14 protein-coding genes and 1 pseudogene are annotated in these 15,942 nt (G+C 59.6%); 2 read left to right on the top strand and 13 right to left on the bottom strand.

The features are described 5' to 3' along the window. Nucleotides 1-183: 183 nt before the first annotated feature. The 12 genes and pseudogenes from AOT96_RS12000 to AOT96_RS11945 all read right to left on the bottom strand — a co-directional run bounded on the left by AOT96_RS12000 (nucleotide 184) and on the right by AOT96_RS11945 (nucleotide 12,263). Nucleotides 184-1,179, bottom strand: a complete 996-nt coding sequence (locus tag AOT96_RS12000; RefSeq protein WP_042447668.1) for a squalene cyclase — start codon at nucleotides 1,177-1,179, stop codon at nucleotides 184-186. Between the two features lie 92 nt (nucleotides 1,180-1,271). After that, nucleotides 1,272-1,967, bottom strand: a complete 696-nt coding sequence (locus tag AOT96_RS11995) for an Imm52 family immunity protein (protein ID WP_230793306.1) — start codon at nucleotides 1,965-1,967, stop codon at nucleotides 1,272-1,274. Then, nucleotides 1,964-2,140 carry a hypothetical protein gene (locus AOT96_RS35280; RefSeq protein WP_155277918.1) on the bottom strand — a complete coding sequence of 59 codons (177 nt, stop codon included), beginning with the start codon at nucleotides 2,138-2,140 and terminating at the stop codon, nucleotides 1,964-1,966. The genes AOT96_RS11995 and AOT96_RS35280 overlap by 4 nt, the downstream gene beginning before the upstream one ends. Before the next feature lie 43 nt (nucleotides 2,141-2,183). After that, nucleotides 2,184-2,603 (bottom strand): hypothetical protein, encoded by a 420-nt coding sequence (locus AOT96_RS11990; RefSeq protein ID WP_030535789.1) that lies wholly within the window; start codon nucleotides 2,601-2,603, stop codon nucleotides 2,184-2,186. Between the two features lie 60 nt (nucleotides 2,604-2,663). Continuing rightward, complete coding sequence (locus AOT96_RS11985) at nucleotides 2,664-3,482, bottom strand: hypothetical protein (RefSeq protein WP_136471673.1); 819 nt, start codon at nucleotides 3,480-3,482, stop codon at nucleotides 2,664-2,666. Nucleotides 3,483-4,881: 1,399 nt separating this feature from the next. Next, nucleotides 4,882-5,007, bottom strand: a complete 126-nt coding sequence (locus tag AOT96_RS36550; RefSeq protein ID WP_080712705.1) for an HNH endonuclease — start codon at nucleotides 5,005-5,007, stop codon at nucleotides 4,882-4,884. A gap of 459 nt (nucleotides 5,008-5,466) precedes the next feature. Continuing rightward, entirely contained in the window at nucleotides 5,467-6,240 is a 774-nt protein-coding gene (locus AOT96_RS11970; protein WP_230587489.1) for a hypothetical protein, read from the bottom strand. Nucleotides 6,241-6,243: 3 nt separating this feature from the next. Continuing rightward, nucleotides 6,244-9,258: a Tox-REase-5 domain-containing protein gene (locus AOT96_RS11965; RefSeq protein ID WP_050655605.1), complete on the bottom strand. Its 3,015-nt coding sequence runs from the start codon at nucleotides 9,256-9,258 to the stop codon at nucleotides 6,244-6,246. Beyond that, nucleotides 9,255-9,593, bottom strand: a complete 339-nt coding sequence (locus AOT96_RS11960) for a hypothetical protein (protein ID WP_065351782.1) — start codon at nucleotides 9,591-9,593, stop codon at nucleotides 9,255-9,257. Before AOT96_RS11960 ends, AOT96_RS11965 begins: the two co-directional genes overlap by 4 nt. A 62-nt stretch (nucleotides 9,594-9,655) precedes the next feature. Then, nucleotides 9,656-10,048, bottom strand: coding sequence for a hypothetical protein (locus AOT96_RS11955; RefSeq protein ID WP_020968150.1), 393 nt, complete (start codon nucleotides 10,046-10,048; stop codon nucleotides 9,656-9,658). A gap of 90 nt (nucleotides 10,049-10,138) precedes the next feature. Further along, nucleotides 10,139-10,822, bottom strand: coding sequence for an MspA family porin (locus AOT96_RS11950; protein WP_020968149.1), 684 nt, complete (start codon nucleotides 10,820-10,822; stop codon nucleotides 10,139-10,141). Between the two features lie 590 nt (nucleotides 10,823-11,412). Then, a pseudogene (locus tag AOT96_RS11945) lies at nucleotides 11,413-12,263 on the bottom strand (glycoside hydrolase family 43 protein). Nucleotides 12,264-12,514: 251 nt separating this feature from the next. Here AOT96_RS11945 and AOT96_RS11940 point away from each other — a divergent pair. Together AOT96_RS11940 and AOT96_RS11935 are read left to right on the top strand one after the other, a co-directional pair. Next, nucleotides 12,515-13,009, top strand: coding sequence for a DUF1877 family protein (locus AOT96_RS11940; protein ID WP_030535796.1), 495 nt, complete (start codon nucleotides 12,515-12,517; stop codon nucleotides 13,007-13,009). 401 nt (nucleotides 13,010-13,410) lie between these two features. Further along, nucleotides 13,411-13,791, top strand: a complete 381-nt coding sequence (locus tag AOT96_RS11935; RefSeq protein WP_065351781.1) for a hypothetical protein — start codon at nucleotides 13,411-13,413, stop codon at nucleotides 13,789-13,791. Between the two features lie 751 nt (nucleotides 13,792-14,542). On the opposite strand, the gene AOT96_RS11925 is transcribed toward AOT96_RS11935, so the two are convergent. Continuing rightward, complete coding sequence (locus tag AOT96_RS11925) at nucleotides 14,543-14,815, bottom strand: hypothetical protein (RefSeq protein WP_020968145.1); 273 nt, start codon at nucleotides 14,813-14,815, stop codon at nucleotides 14,543-14,545. Nucleotides 14,816-15,942 lie beyond the last annotated feature (1,127 nt).

Below are 15,942 nucleotides of genomic sequence, written 5' to 3'. Positions count from 1 at the left end.
CCAATCGGGTAGGTAATTTCACCGAACATCTTCTCACCTGTTCAGATGATTAACCTTCACCGCACTGAGGGCAATCCTGTCGTTAATATGCTCTTCATCCGTACTGGATATTTCGACCGGAAAGTCGAAGATCACCTTTCGATAACCTTCAAAGGTGAAATAATTTTCGCTGTAACTATTTTGTTATGCAGAACCTAGAGGGGAGGATTGATCCCACCAGGCGAGCACTCGGATGCCGGACAAAGTCAGCCACTTCGACGGCTCCCCCGCCTTTGTGTCGACCTCGAACCACACCCGCCCCGGTTGGCGACCGGCCTGGAGCCACGTCCCATCCGAGGCTCGAGCGGCCCGGATCATCTCGATCGAGTCCGCCATTCGCGGATCAGGCTCATTTCCATACGACAACGACGCTTCACGGAAGTAGTCGGCCGCATTGAGCACGTTGTAACGCCACCGGAATGGATACGCGAACCGTCCGACCCAGGGCCCCAACGGTTCGCCGGTCGAGAGTCGCCGGAACAGACCGCGCCGCAGTAAGAATTCCTCACCGGATCGCCGAGCCGCGCGCGTCTCATCTGTTCCCCCGGTCGCGATCTCGTACGCGAGAAGCCCTTTGAGTGAATTGAGCGTCGAATGGAACGACGATCGGGTCGAACCTTCGATCCACTCACAGTTCCACCCACCATCCGGAAGTTGATGCCGCACAAACCAATCAGCCAGTTCATCAACGGGCATGCCGAGCCACACACCGTTTGCCACCGTCCAGGCGTTGATGCAGCAATCGACCTCACCGTCCCAGTACGGCCGGCCCTCGTACTCCCAGCGACAGTTCTCCGCGAGCAGTTCTGCGGTACGACGCTCCCGCAGAACACTGGCGTCGAGGCCCCACTCCCGCAATGAGTTGAGCGTCCAGGTTGTTGCCGTCCAGGGTTGCGAACTTTGTTCTGCTGCTTCGGGTCCCGCAAAGTCGAATTCAGCCGGGAAGAACGCCCCACCCGCCCATTGGCCGTCTCGGTCCTGCAATGAAAGCAGGCGTGCACCAAATCCTTCGGTGGCGATCGACGCGCGCGTCGCCGCCCACACAGTGGGCGCTTCGTTCACCAGGTCGCGCTCCACCTGCCACCGAATCGCTGGATCCGAATCGAGGAGCCACGCGAGCAAGTCGATTCGGGATGCCATCTGGCAATACTATCGAAAGGCGAAGCAGGCCATCCGGTTAACACATTTCTCGCCGTCTGATGCAATGGTGAATTCCAGACCCGTTGCGGGGCCTACACCGGGTAACCCAACGCCGCCCGCACCGCCACGATGTCGGCGGCAGCGACCTCCATTGGCTTGTCCCCCAACCGAACCAACGTGCCAATGGGCAGTTCCTCCACCACCGCAGATTGGGGGAGTTTGCTGCGATCGAACGTAACTCCTGAATGGAAGTATGTTTCCCATCCCACCTCCACCTCACCTTTCGACCGATTCTGAAGGTGCCGGTAGTCGCCGATGCTCCACCGAGCCCGATCCGGATCCCAATGCTTGACGATCACTCTCACGATCGCGTCTCCGATATCCGGGTCGAGCAACCGCCGGGTACTGTCGGTGAGCTGCTTCTCCGTCGGCAACGACACCCGGACACTGTTGGGAGCACTGGTTTCCAGCCCGCCGACCCAGGCACCGACCCGGCGCGCGGTCCCGTCCTCGGGCGACAAGTCGATGTCGTAACCCGGTCCCGGGGTGTCCGAATACCCCATCTCCTTCGAGCGGGAATACTCGAAGATTCGCACCAACCCGTCCACACTGAGATCTGCTGGCACCTTGTCGAACTCGGCAGTCGAGACCCACGGCAACGCCAACCCCGGGTCGACCGCTTCCAGATCATCGAGGAAAGCCCGCATCGTCTGCGCCACCTCCTGACTCGACTGCACCCGCGTGCCCCAATATCCGGCTACCGTCGGCCGCCGCCCGAACATGCTCATCGCCCCGTCCTTTCCAATCCGACCTGATCTCCATAGCCCGACACTGCGCGCACTGCCACGATGTCGGCGGCATGGACGTGCATAGGCTTGTCTCCCAACCGGATCAACGTGTCAGTGGGTAGTTCCTCGATCACGGCGGCTTGGGGGAGCGCGCTGCGCTCAAGGCATGCCATCACATAGTTTCACCACGGCAAAGCATATGTAGGGCAAGTTGGTTCAGCCGAGCCATTCGGAGATGGTGGCGTTGTCGATGCCGCCACCGAAAGAGTGGAACACCAACAACGCTTGCCCCGACATCACCAGGCGGCCGTCCTCGGTGAGGCCGATATCGAGCATCCCCGCTTGCCCATGCACCTGACACCACACGAAGTCGGGAACCCGCAACAACCCCGACGCCGGGTCCGTATCGAGGTCCGCCGGATGAAGGGACACTTCACCGAAGACGTTGTCCTCGAACGCTTCCGCGGTCTCACGGTCCACCAACACCAGCGGGCCGGCACCGATCAGTCCGTCGGTAGGTTGCCGGGTCAACACGAAGTGCGCCCTCTCCACGGTCGGCGGCGAGGTTGCGGTATCGACAACTGTGCGATCCCCGACAAACCCTGGCTGTTCCGGGACGACGACCCAGTGGTCCATTGATTTCTCCTCTTGAAGTGTTGTGGTCGAAGTAAATTCGAGATTCTTGTACTCACATGGCTAGCCGTTGCCCAGGTCTTCGAGAACGTCGGCGAACACCGCCGGTAGCGCGCAGTGCTCACGTACCGTGGCACGTCGATGCTCGTCGAGCCACCGCAGTGTCCTCTCTCGATCACCGGCAGCAGCGACCTCACGAAACTGTTCCCAGAACATGACAAGTGGACCTGCCGGGTCGGCAGCCCGGCCGCGGAAGTATTCAATCGCGTTGTCGATAACCTCGAGCGGTGAACCGGTGTCAGTGATCACACGCAGCCCCGCCAAGATTGTCCAGCGTGCTGGACCCGACTGATTGCGCTCAAGGTACTGCTTCTCACGGAGTGGGGTGAGTGCCTCCACCGATCGTGCGTCGAACAGCTCGGATGCTGGCCCCTCAGCCCACCAGATCACTAGCTCGGCAGCGGAGACGGTATCAAAGATATCAATCTGGCGGCCATGGTAGTCGTGTCCGCTATGCCTGCTGTCGTAGTGGTCCTGCCACTCAGTGAGTGTTCCGGGATCGAGGGGTTCGATGAGTGGTAGGTGAGTAATCGTCAGTTTCTCACGGTTGGGAATCGGATCGATCCCGACGGTGTCGAAAAACCATCGCACCGGAGTGTGCAGCAGCTTGGCTCGCAACCCGCTCCCGATGATCGTCCAGTTCGGCCCGAGCTTCTTAACCGCCGCTCCCAACACCTTCTCCCACGCAGCGCCTCTCCCCTTTTTCGGAGTCAGGTCTGCGATCGCATCTATCGCCATCTCCCGCAACTGATCCCGGTCCATTCCCAGGGACTCCAGGACCTCAGTGACCGATTTCGGCGACTTAGGCTTGTCATCGCTCATGTGCATGCTTGCCATAAAGGACCATTCGTATTATTTGGTAGACGAAAAGGAGCGACTGTGCGCACCGCCAGCGGTTCTCCGACGCGGCGCGCGATCCATCCGATTCCACTCCCTCACGCCTACTTCCCTCGGCTACGAGTCCTCAGTACGGAAAATCACATCGGCAAACGCAGAATCCCGAAGCCCGTATGCATCCTCTACAGAACGACGTCGTTCTTCGTCCAGCCACTGCAATGTCGCTAGTCGGTCTCTGTTTTCCGCGACCGCGCGAAATTCTCGCCAGAAACTTTGGACGTGGCCACCGACGTCACGGCGAGCCAACTCCCAGAGGACGCTGTCGATGACCTCGATTGGCGAACCGGTGTCAGCTATCACCCGCAGTCCAGCCGAAATCATCCAATCCCGGCAAGGCTCTTCCTTGCGGTCGGCATAAGCCTGCTCGGCTGCAGCTACCGAGTCGGGGAAGCGGCGGTGCAGCAAAGAACTTGGTGGACGGACCAAGCGCCCACCAGCGCACGATCTCCGCAGCACCGCGGGTATCGAAGATGTCCATCTGAATATTCGGTGGTTCAGAATCTGTGGGACCAGGTTGATATGAACTCTGTCGAAAGGTGATAGTGCCCGGCGTGAATTCTCTCATCAGGGGCGCATGACTGAAGGTCAGCTCTTCCCGATTCGGTTTGGGATCCAAACCCAATGGAATTGAACCACCATCGCACTGGTAGATGGATCAACTCCGCCTGAGTGCCAGATCGTGCCACAACCCACTCTGGGCCAAGGTTGCTCGCCGCAGACTTCAACACCCGCTCCCATGCAGAACCGCGCCCCTTCCTCGGGGTCGACATGGCCAAGCCATCGATTCCCTCGAGGATGGAAGCCAACTTCGCTCTCCGGTGTATCAAACGATCGAGCGCTGCCAGTGGCTTTCTCCAGGTAAATCACGATAACGCAGCAAGAAGTCGGAAATGTTCCGCCCCACGATAGGCCAGTCCTCACGTCCGTCGAGAGTTGAAGCTAACAGAACATTGAAGTCGTTTTTTCTTGTGTCGAATACAATGAAATCTGGCTCGACCACCATTGTGCCGATTATTATGTCACTCTTCAAGAAGCGCCCATCCTCGTCATCCCAGAATTCCAGCTCGCGTTCCGTAACTTCTCGAGCTTTAGGCGGAGAAAGGAGTGTTATTCCGTCCTTTCCTAAGCCCCTATCGTGGTGAAGTCTGCATTCTCTCGCACTTCTCCATAAATCGAAGAGATCTCTCGGCAGGGTATCTAGGTTCCAATACTGAGACACCTCTTCAGCCTCTGCCGGCGGGTCGTATGTGTTGTAGACGTCGAATGATCGGCCTGGATGCGTCGGGACTAGGACCCGCTGGATGTCGGGATAGGACTCCAGCGATCAGTTATAGATATCGGCATAAAATTCCCACCATCGAGTGAAGAGTGCATGTATAGAAGTGGGCAGGGGAACTAGATTCCAGAATTCATTCGTACCTCCGTACTTTCGGGGAAGTATGTGATGCACCTCCCAGCGCCTTCGACCGCGCCGGAATCTCCCACATCGACTGGATCGCCGAAGGGTTCGACGCCATAGACAAAGGCCGCAGCCGGCCGCCCGCCTTCGAAAACGGTATGGTCTCCGCTGACCGCCTCACTACCGACCCACGAATCATCCGCACAATTAGCCCCGGCCTACCTGGCAGTCCGGACATCATCCCTCAGTATCAAGCACTATCTGCGAGGGTTCCGGAATCGCGGGATCCGGGCGTGCAGGTTCATTCACGGACGGAACAGAGGGTTGATCATGCTCGGCAGGTGGAACGGTACCGTCGATGGCGGGTATGCCGCGCGGTGGCACTCCACCCGGAGCGTCGATCAGCTGGTGCGTAGCCGGATCGGGATCGCGGCGCGGTAATTGCGGGCAGGCTGGTCGGTCCGCGCCATCCCTACCTGCAGGCAGCCCCGAGTGCGCCCAACGTAGGGCTCACAGCCGTCTGAAACCTTTGGGTAGAGGAATCTCCGGTCGTTCGGTCGGCAGTCCTGCTGCTGCGCGGATGCTTCGGATGTCCTCGACGGTTAACGGCGTGGACAGATTCTTCTGGATGACGATTGTGCCGTCATGGTAGGGAAATGCCTCCACGCTGGGCGGGAGCTGCGTTTCCTTGATCGGCAACTCAGGACCGAAGTAGGTGCAACTGCCCACGATTGCGTCACCCGGTACGTTGCGCTGAGGCGATGATTCGGTTCGGCGGTAGAGCACGGTGACACGCGAGTCCCAGATGTCGGCTAGTCCCTGTACGAGCTTCGATGCCAGCGAAATCAGTGATTCGTCGGCAAAGGCACATGCGAATGCGCCGGACCCTGAGGTGCCCCCGAAACTAACAACGACTTTGACGTCTCCAGCGGGTGAATACAGGGTCATATGTCGTCCCAATGAGAGGGGATACATACCGCCGGTGGCATCAGGGGATCGTCTGCGCTCGATCAATGCGGCTTCGATCGATTTTTCCGTCGGAGGCACAAGGATCTGACGGATATTCGACGCCAAGGCTTGCTCGACTCCGGCACCGTCGGGGAGGGCATCGCCTACTGTTTGGTACAAGTCGACGTCGAAGACAGGATCGATGTCGCGAAGCAATCGTAGCGAACGTGCAACGAGCGCGGCCGTGACGGCCTCGCTTTCAGGCGCACCCTTTCGTGGAATGACCTTCACTGTCAAGCCCGCCGTAGGATTGCGGCGCAGTGATGATGTAGGCACTCTTCACTCCCCTCCAAATACGATGATGTTGATGTTCTCCAGCCCGATTACCTCGTCGAACGCATCCTCCATTATCTGCGCAGCTTGTTCTTGCAGAAACACCCATTGGAGGTGTGCATCGCTGCCCGCAAGAGCTATGGCTCGGACCTGTCGCTCAGCTTGCTCAAGCATGCCATCGACAATATTGTCGCGCATGAAGTCTGGTACATGCGGTCTGAACAGCATGTCGTAATTACCTTTGACCTCTTGAAGAATATTGAGTTCTCGGATCCAGTTGTCGATACTGATGCGCCCGGTTGGTCTGAAAGGCGCCGGAAGGTAGTAAGTGAACGCTGGGTCAACTCCGGTAACCAACTGCTGAAAAGCTGCGTTGGGTGTCAAATTGCCGTTCTGGTCGAACATCGACGCGATCTCTGATGGATAGGCGTTGTCCCAAATACCGTGACCGCCCTCAGGATCTCCGAGTATCGGAATACGACCTGCAGGAACGTCTGCGGGTTCACCGGTTTCGATTCCGCCAGGATCCGTCTGCGTGTTTGTAATCGGAAGCGATACGCCTGGTTCGCCAGAATCGGGCTGTAGCGGCGGGGTAGCGACAGTCGGCCGGTCTGTCGGACCTGGAATAACACCTGGCTGCTCGATCGTGCTCGGATCGGTGGCGAAGGGGTCGAATTCCGGTGGTCCGGGTTGCTGCGGAGCGCCGGGAGCATCCGGATTCACCGGCACATGACCGACATCGGGCAAAGTCGGCACACTCGGTTCCTCGACGTGACCTGGCGAGGGAGCCTTCGGTTCTGGGTTCGACCCCGGATCAGCAACCTCACCGGGCGAGGGTGATTCCCACTCGCCACGATCGGGATCGCCGGGCGAAGTGGGTTGCGAGGGTTCCGGAATCGTGGGATCCGGGCGTGCAGGTTCATTTACAGACGGAACAGAGGGCTGGTCATGCTCGGCAGGTGGAACGGTGCCGTCGATGACGGGTATGCCGCGCGGTGGCACTCCACCCGGCCGGGGAACACTCTGCGCCGGAACAGACGGTGCGCTGGTCGGGGGCCGGGTCGGTGTTGTCCGGTTCGAGACGATCAGGTCTTCGGCCCGGACTGCGCCAGCAATCAGACGCCCCCCACGCAATGGTGGGAGAACGAAGCTCATGATCTCGCCGGTGTAAGGCTGATCGAAAGCAACGCCCGGGTCCAGATAATGCGGGTCGCCGATCAGAACGGGTTCGCCGGTGCTCCAGTCGTACAGGTACAGAGTGGAGGTGTAGTTGTCGAAAACCCGATGCGGGCGACCCTGCTCGTCGTAGGTGACCTGCAGGTCGTGCTCTTCTCCCTGGGCGTCGGTGTACGTCCAACTCCACACGTTCGGCACTTTCGAGGCTGTGCCAGACCAGCTGGTTCCGTTTTCGTCCGTGAAGGAGGTGTCAGTGACGACAGGTTCGGTGGTGTAGTCCTGCCCGCCGATGTTCGAAGTGATCGGCTCCTGGGTTTGATTGGCGAGTATTGCGTCGCCGACAGGGTTTCCGGTTCCTGTTTCGGTGATCGGTGGTTCGGAGACCTCGGAGTTAGGGTCACCGGACATGAGATGGCCGAGGTCTGAATCTGCCGGGTCCGCAGGTTCTGTGGTGTAGTCCTGCCCGCCGATGTTCGAAGTGATCGGCTCCTGGGTTTGATTGGCGAGTATTGCGTCGCCGACAGGGTTTCCGGTTCCTGTTTCGGTGATCGGTGGTTCGGAGACCTCGGAGTTAGGGTCACCGAGCATGAGCTGCTCGAGGCCTGAATCTGCCGGCTCCGGGGGGGTGGCGGCGAGGACGTTTTGTGCGTCCCTGCGTGCTTGTTCGCCCTCCGGGGTCATCGGGCCGATGAAGTTCGCCTGCGCTTCGAGCGCAGCACGTTCTTCCGGTGTCAGCTCCGGGTCGGCGAGGATCGGGTACAGCAGGTTCTCTATGCCCGCGGTGTCGACGACCTGGACGAGTTGCCCGTCCCGGATCTCGTAGTGCGTCGGAACAGGAGTGCCGTTGGCGTCGTACGCCCACGGGGCATCGATTGTCGAGACCGGATTCCCGTCGGCGTCGAAGACGGTGACCGTGCCATCGGGGTTGACACTCATGTGACCGCCGGGCGGCACCGTCACCGGAATCACGGATTCGTGCGACGACGTTTCGTCGTGGATCAGGAAGAAGAACCGGCTTCCGCCGGTGATCGGATCGAACACCCGCAACGAGGACTGCCCGCCAGGTGCGTACGCAGTCAACGGCGACACGACAGTCCCGACCGCCTGGGAGAGTACTGATTCGGGCGTGCGGGGGCTGAAAGGTCCCGGCCGCCCGCGCACTCCGATACCCGCAGCGGTGAACGCCGCAGCGCCGATCAGGGCGAGTTCGAGATACCGGTCACGGCCCGAGTCCTCCCCGGCGGTGGAAACATCTGCTGCCGGGTCCGGAACCGTTTGGGCCGGTGCGATATTCGAATCCGAATCCGCGGGGATCGGTCCGGGACCACGATCGGTGGTGGTTCCCTCACCCGGGGTGGGTGTGGGTGAGGGAACCGCTGATGCCGATGCATTGGGGAATGCACCGACACCAGTTTCCGAGGCCGGGGACTCGGAAGTAATGGGCGGAACCTCGATCGTCGGCACAGGGACGATGGGGGTGCCGTTGTAGGTGGGAAAGTTCGTCGGAGCATTGGCCCCGACATTCGGGCCACCGCCTGGAGCCTGCACACCGGGGAGCCCGACAGTGGTCGTCGGCGCAGCTGTCGACGTCGTGGACGGCGCGCTCAGGCACGGGTTGATGATCTCTGGCGGGATGGGCGCGCCAGGTGGCAGCGACGCAATGAGATTCAGGTAGATCTGATGATCACGTGCCCGCACCGCCGCGCAGTCTTCTTCCGGCGTCGCGTTCGCCGGAGCGGCGGAGAGTGCAATTCCCGCACCGATCGCTCCGGCCGCTCCGGTCAACAGCGCCCCGGCGGCAAGCACTCCCGCGAGAGTCCGGCGAAGTCGTCTACCGGACTTCACCGGCGCGCACCACGATTGTCACTCTTCTTCGTTCGGAGTAGCGCGATGAGTTTGTCTGCGCCCCACCAGAACAACCGTCCGGAGATCGACATCCACAAGAAGAACGCCAGGTAAACCAGGATCGTCCCGTAGTCGTTCGCCCAGCCGGCGAGCTTCCCGATCACCGCGAATGCCGCGATCAGCAACCCCAGTCCAACTGCCGTAGCGATCACAGCCTTGGAGAGTGGACCGAGTTCACTGTCCGGATCCCAGTCATCAACGTCTGCAACGTCTTTCCTATCGACGGCAGTGGATTCCGACTGGACACTGCGGCGTTCGGCGTTGTTGACGGTCATGGCTGGAACTCCAAATAGGAAGGGAGAGCGGGGACAACGGGTCGCCGACGTTCGGCCTGGTATCAGTTCCAGTACTGCTCCGTCAGCACTATGTGCCCCTCACTGGCGGGGTGATTCGGGTCGGAGACAAAGACATTGGCATGCCCACCACGCGCGGCTGCTTCACCGAGCACAGCTCCTTCGAGGGCGTCGACCTTGCCATCGGTAACAGTTATCGCGGAACCAGGCGCCAACCAGACCCCCCTCAGCGAACCTGGAACGATGTTCGCAATCGCATCAGGAATCGGGCTCGCCGCCAATGCCGCGGTTTCCGCATTCGAGAGCGACAGACCGATCCGGCCATGTTCCGGTTCGACGATCGGAGTTGCGGCAGATGCCACGCCGGCGCCGAGAACACCGATCAGGGCGATACCTGCGGTGAGAGTTCCGGCAGTGGCCAAGGTACGAATCTTCATGATTTCTCCTTTGTGGGCGTGATGAGTAACCACCCCTGGACGGGGCGGATCGGGAATAGTCGCCAGCAGCGCTGACGACGGCTGCGTGGGTTAGAGCCAGGTGGGATCGGAGTACACGAACAACGTGTTGTCGGACGTCGCCGTCGACACCGAGAGTTGTGCGTACGAGCGGATCGTCACCGGCCCCATGCACGCATCAACCTTCACGTGCACGTTCTCTGCCGTGATCGACGCCTTCGACGACTCGAGATCCTTCTTCCCCAACGGAATCGTCGTGATCGTGCCCGGCGCAATCGTCGACTGAATACTCGGATTCACCGACGCATTCACACCCACGTTCGCCGACGGGACACCCGAAATACTCACACCGACAGACGGGCCGAGCGAAAAGCCAAGCCCCAAGCCAAGTCCGGAGGAAACATCGATCTGGCAGCCGATCTGCAATCCCTGCTCGACATAACCGGTCTTCACCGCCGAATCGCCCGCACCACCGATCGTGCCGGTCACCTTCGCCGACACGAACCCCTCACGAGTGAACGCCGTCGTCGCCAGATTCGGCACCGGATTCGCCGACAGTTTCGTGGCGGCGAGATCCAACGACCAGCCGTCATCGGTGACCGTACTCGCGAATTTGTCCGCCAACGCCGTCGGCGTTGCCGATGCGCTCCCTGCGAAGACCACACCCGACGACAGCGCGGCAACCGCACACGCCGCGAGCCCTACCGCGGCCCTCGATCGACGGTGGGATACGCCGTTTTGCGATTCGATCGACATGAACTGCTCCTCCACGTGACACAGCAACCAGAGCGGTAGCCGACAACTAACTGAATTAGTTACCGGACGGTACCAATCGTCCTGTTTGCCCGCCAGCGCGCCATCTCCCCCATCTTGGATTTAGGGTGAACTTTCGGTAACAGATATATATCGACAGGCTTATCAGCAGCGAAAAGGACCTAGGTCCTACTATGAGCAAGGTCACCGTTTACGGACGAGAAGATCCCTCAGAAACAGTGCGGCAAATCGAATTGAATCCGCATTTCGCGGGCCTCAGAGCAGTTGGAGACCGAAAGTGCGGGCATCAAGCCAGTGCGCGTACTTGAATATGAAACCAACAGGCATTACTTGGCAATCAATCGTGAAGTACGGCGCCCGAGCGGGGCCTGGGAGCGCAACTCTGCACAGCTCACGCGGAGATACTCACTTCGTGGTCGGCGCGAACTCGTCGGACCCACTGGCATCGCATCGTTAGCTTGTCAATCACTGATTAGCGCAGGCGACGCACACAAGTAGTACGCAAGTACGAGAAAAGGCTCTGACCAAGACCGGAGTCCTTGATCAGAGCCTTACCAACTCGGGGTCGAAAGTTATGCCGGTTCTCTCATGATGCCGAGATGCCGTGCAGTCCCGGACACCCCAGGAACCTCTTGCACAGGAGACCAGGTGTTCAGCCCGTCCGTGCTGTCGGAGTAGAGATACTTACCTTCGGTATAGGCGTCAAGATAGATCCGCCAGTCGCCGCTCGGCAACTGAACCACGGCCGGACCTTCGACAAGCGAACCCCAATTCCCTGGCGGGACAAACGAATAAGGTCCCGTCACCGAAGGAGCGACCGCATGCTCGACGACCTTCTTCGTCTCGTTCTTGGTGAACGCATGATAGGTCGATCCGACTTTGACCACGGTGGTGTCGATGTGGTCCGCACCGATCCCGGCGAGCGGAACAGGCGGGCTCCACAACCGGAGCGACGGTTCCAACGCCGTCATCAGATACGGCACAAATCCTCCACCGGTCGACATCGACAGGATGACGTTGACGCGATCGCCGTCCACAAACCATTCAGGCGCCCAGGCCTTGGTGACGAATGGTGACAGCGACGGTCCGTCGCTGAAACCAGCCGAACCCGAGAAGCCCGGGGGCTCGCAGAACCGGTGCCATCTCCCGTACCGGGCATCAAGGCGCAGCAAAACGGAACCGGATAGTTCCCCAGCGGCGTCCAGTTGATGCGGTCGCTGCTGCGTGCAAACCCGATGTTCGCCCCACCACCCGTCGTGTAGGTGAGGTAGTACAACCCGTCCGTGTTCCGGAAGATGCTCGGATCACGCACGAGCCCAGATGGCGGCCTGTACGCCGACTGCTGGACGAGTTGAAAGCCGGTGCCGTCAGCCGACTCGTAGACATCCATGTCGCGGTCGCTGGCATTGCTGAACGCCACCATTGTGTATTTCCAGTCAGGCGGCGGCGCGGCGCTGCTGGCAGGGGCTGCGACCAGCAACCCCGCGACGACGAGGATCACCAGCGATACAACAGAAAGGCCGGTCCGTTTTGTCGGAATCACCGATGAAGTATGTATGACAGCAGGCCCTCCATGGGTAACTTCGGTCGGAGGCAGAGCAGGATCGTTACCTAAGTCGATTCGTCTTGTAGTGACGGCGGGACGGCGGCAAGGTCGGCCGTTAGCATCACGCCATGGAACTTGGGGTGCATTTCGCGCTGTCAGACAGCGTGGCAGCGGAACTTCTGGACGCGCGCGGCGACGACGACAAACTCGGCGCTGTGGTCGAGGACATCGAGGAGACGGGCCGATCCGAGTTCTCGTGCGACACGGACAAGGCGTGGGATCCGATCCTGTGCGCCCTCTCCAGCACGGGGTACGAGCGCGTGTCCGAGAACTGGCCGGCCTACGGCGTGATCTTGGGGGACGAAGACCTCAACACCGACACCGACGACCAACTCGTCACCTACCTGGCACCCGATCGGGTCGCCGAAGTCTCCTCGTACCTGGCGGAAGTCACCGAATCCGAGTTCGGCGTGCGCTACGACGCAATGCCACTCGACGACCGCAACCCGGAGTACGGCTCCGACGAGCGCGGGTACGCCTGGGGCTGGCTTCAGGAAGTGGCGGACTTTTTCCAGCGCGCGGCCCGAGAGCGTCGCCACGTGGTATTCACCGTGCGGTTCTGACAGTCGAGAGCCCACTGCCGAAGCAGCGCGCCCTCGAAGAATGAAAGACCGCTTGACAGTGGCGCTCAACTGCGGAGGACCCTCTGCGCGGGTTCTTGCTCTGACAATTCCTGTGCCGCAGCGTTTCTGGGTGACCGAGTGCGTGTCCTTCTCGCAGCCAGACCGAGCAGTAACGGAAACGTAACGACAGCCCGCGCGCTTCTCTGGCATTCACGATCTCGACCAGAAGTTTCACTGAAACAGTTTATTCTTCAACGGATTTCCAGTAGTGAGCTGCATCTCAAACCAACCCAGTGGATTGCTCATTGTTTGCGACATGGCGTTGACTGTTACCGGAAGAATCAGACAAAGTGGCCTGTGGAGGCGCAACTCGAGTGGGCCACCGACGAGGGAGAAGCCGAATGACGCACCTACGCAAGATGATTACCGCGGCCGCATTGATACCTGCCGGTATCGCAGCCATCGCACTCAGCGGCGCGGGCGCAGCATCAGCTGTTACTCCGATCGCCGACAACGGGCGCATCGGCGTGCAGCTGAACCAGGGTGAGACGGCATTGTTCGGCCAGCTCAATGCGGGCGCTGCGATCGAAAACATCACTAACTCCACCCAGATCGGCGTGCGCCTCGCACCAGGATCGCGCTTCGAGAGCGGCCCCAACGTCGTCTGGGGACGTCTCGACCAGTTCGCCAACGAAGCAGCCTCCCGTGGTGGAGAAATTTCTCTCGGCGTACTCAACCCGGCGAGGGGTTCACAGCAGTTCTTCTTCATTCAGAACTGGTAATACCCTCCGCCGTCGAATTGATGCTTCGCTCTTCCTGTGGCGGGGCGGAGTATTTTTCGTTTCCCGTGGCCACGTTTGTCGCCGAGTGTTGAACAGGCGACGTTATCCCGGACGACTTTTGTGAGGACTGCAAACGGGCACCGATGCGTGCGGGAATTCCCTGTACCGCTGCGTAATAACGCATCCACAACCGACCCCTGAGGCGAACGAATGAGGTGGACTCGGCGCACCTCTGTTATTGAAAATGAAAATCATTTTGACCGAGGCAAGTGGATGGCATTCAAACTTAACTGTCCAGACGAGACGGATGCTCGAAAAGTGGAATGAGCTGCAGACTTAGGCGGCGTTGCCGTGCCGGTCGCTCTGCTCCATTACGTCCAGTTCGTCTGAGACGACGTCACGAGCGCTTTCGAATACTGAAAGTAACTTCTTCTGTTCCGAAGACAAGGTGACACGCCAGGCAGGCATACGGACGCCTGCGCTGCTGTACAGGTAGTCGGTTTTACCTGGAATCATCAGGATGTGGTCGTGTTCCACTGGGATGCGGTAGGCGAGGTAGTCGTGATCGGTGATCAGGGCAAATGGATGGCCGCCCTCGAAGGCGAAGACGTCTGAACCGTCAGCCTGCGAATCCTAATCTGCTCCCGCATCACAATAAGCAACTGCTGGCCAGTGTCACTTGACATGACACTGGTCGCGCAAGTGAGTCAAAGCCTGCCTTGATTAGTCGCCCATGGACCGAGAAAAGAGACTACGGAAGCAAGTCCAAGAATTCTTGAATAACTTCTCGCACCTCCGACTCATTTTTGCTCGAATTCGAAGGATCATCCTGGTTAATTGCATTCATTATTTCAATTTGACCCCAGGCCCCCCTCAGGGTTTCGGAATCTGATGCACGCTCCGATTCGCGTTCTCTGACGTACCTCTCGAATATTTCAACTAGCGCATGCAAGGATATTTTTCCGTCACAATAATCACGATTAACCTGCTCAGCTTCCAGGCGGTAAATTGATTGATCCGTCATGTTTTTCACTTTCCCGATAAATTGCCAAATGAGGTGGTCACAGCTCTGCCCGTTTCATTGATGATAACTGATAGGTTGTTTATCGAATCATAGATCACGGTCGTGTTTCCTCTGCTCGGGGTCGCCAACCCTTCACGAATGGCCTGTTCAACCAGGGATGGAAGTATGCCGCGCTCTTGCATTCGGTCGAACGCATGCCCCGTATATTCACGACCGTTGACTATTCCAGGACGATTGGTTCCGGGCTTTACATTTATTTCGCGATCTCCGCGCCCACCCACAGGCGTCGAGGCCGGTCTGTCTCCGACGGGAATAGTCGGATCGCTAGGGGCTCTATTCCCGGCCTCACCGGCGGTGGCGGCTGCCCTGCGACCTGCGGCTTCGGCGTCTGCGGCGGTTCCGCCGCGCCGCAGAACAGCCTCCACCGCTTCTTGCACGGCAGCTCCGCCGACTCTGCCTCCTGTGCCTACGATCGGAATGAGGGAGACGATATTTGCTGCTGCGGCAGCGATCTCAGCCGGAGAATGCTCGGGTGAAGGTTGTGCTCGTTGGCCGCGATTGAAGCCGAACGGATCGACGGCGGCATCGTGCACGGGGACTACGAGGAAGTTTCGCCACGCATCTCCGAGCGTTCCGACGCTATCGACTGTTGTGTCGACGGCACTTTCCCCGACACCCCACGCGGTGTCCCATACTTTTTGCGGGAACGATCGGTTCGTCGGGCTCGTTCGGATCTGGCGGGATCGGCACATTGCCGGTGAAACCGGCAGGCACGTCCCCGTGCGCTTCGGCAAGCTGGTTCGCAGCTTGTTGACGTGGACTGACAGTGGGTTTGGGGCCCGGACTGGTCACCAAACTTGGACCATCCGCCCATTGGTGACAGTCGAGCAAACGTGCAAACAAGGCACGATCCGGAGCATTTCAGCAGATTGAATGCAACGTGGTCTCTGGCGATATGGCCACGCAAACTTATTGAACGGTCAACAGTTAATTGGTGGCGCGCAGCCCATCCGGACACCAAGCGCAAGGAGGCCGCGTAAACCACGAGCCCATCTAGCCAAGGAGGGAATCGAATTGACCACCAGCCGCACGATGCGATCACCTGGAACTCTCGTCGCCGAGCGCCG

The sequence above is a fragment of the Rhodococcus sp. 008 genome, from assembly GCF_001682295.1.
Classification (GTDB): Bacteria; Actinomycetota; Actinomycetes; order Mycobacteriales; family Mycobacteriaceae; genus Rhodococcus_F; species Rhodococcus_F qingshengii.
The sequence above is the reverse complement of the archived record's forward strand: the minus strand, read 5'-3'. Positions and strand labels throughout refer to the sequence as shown.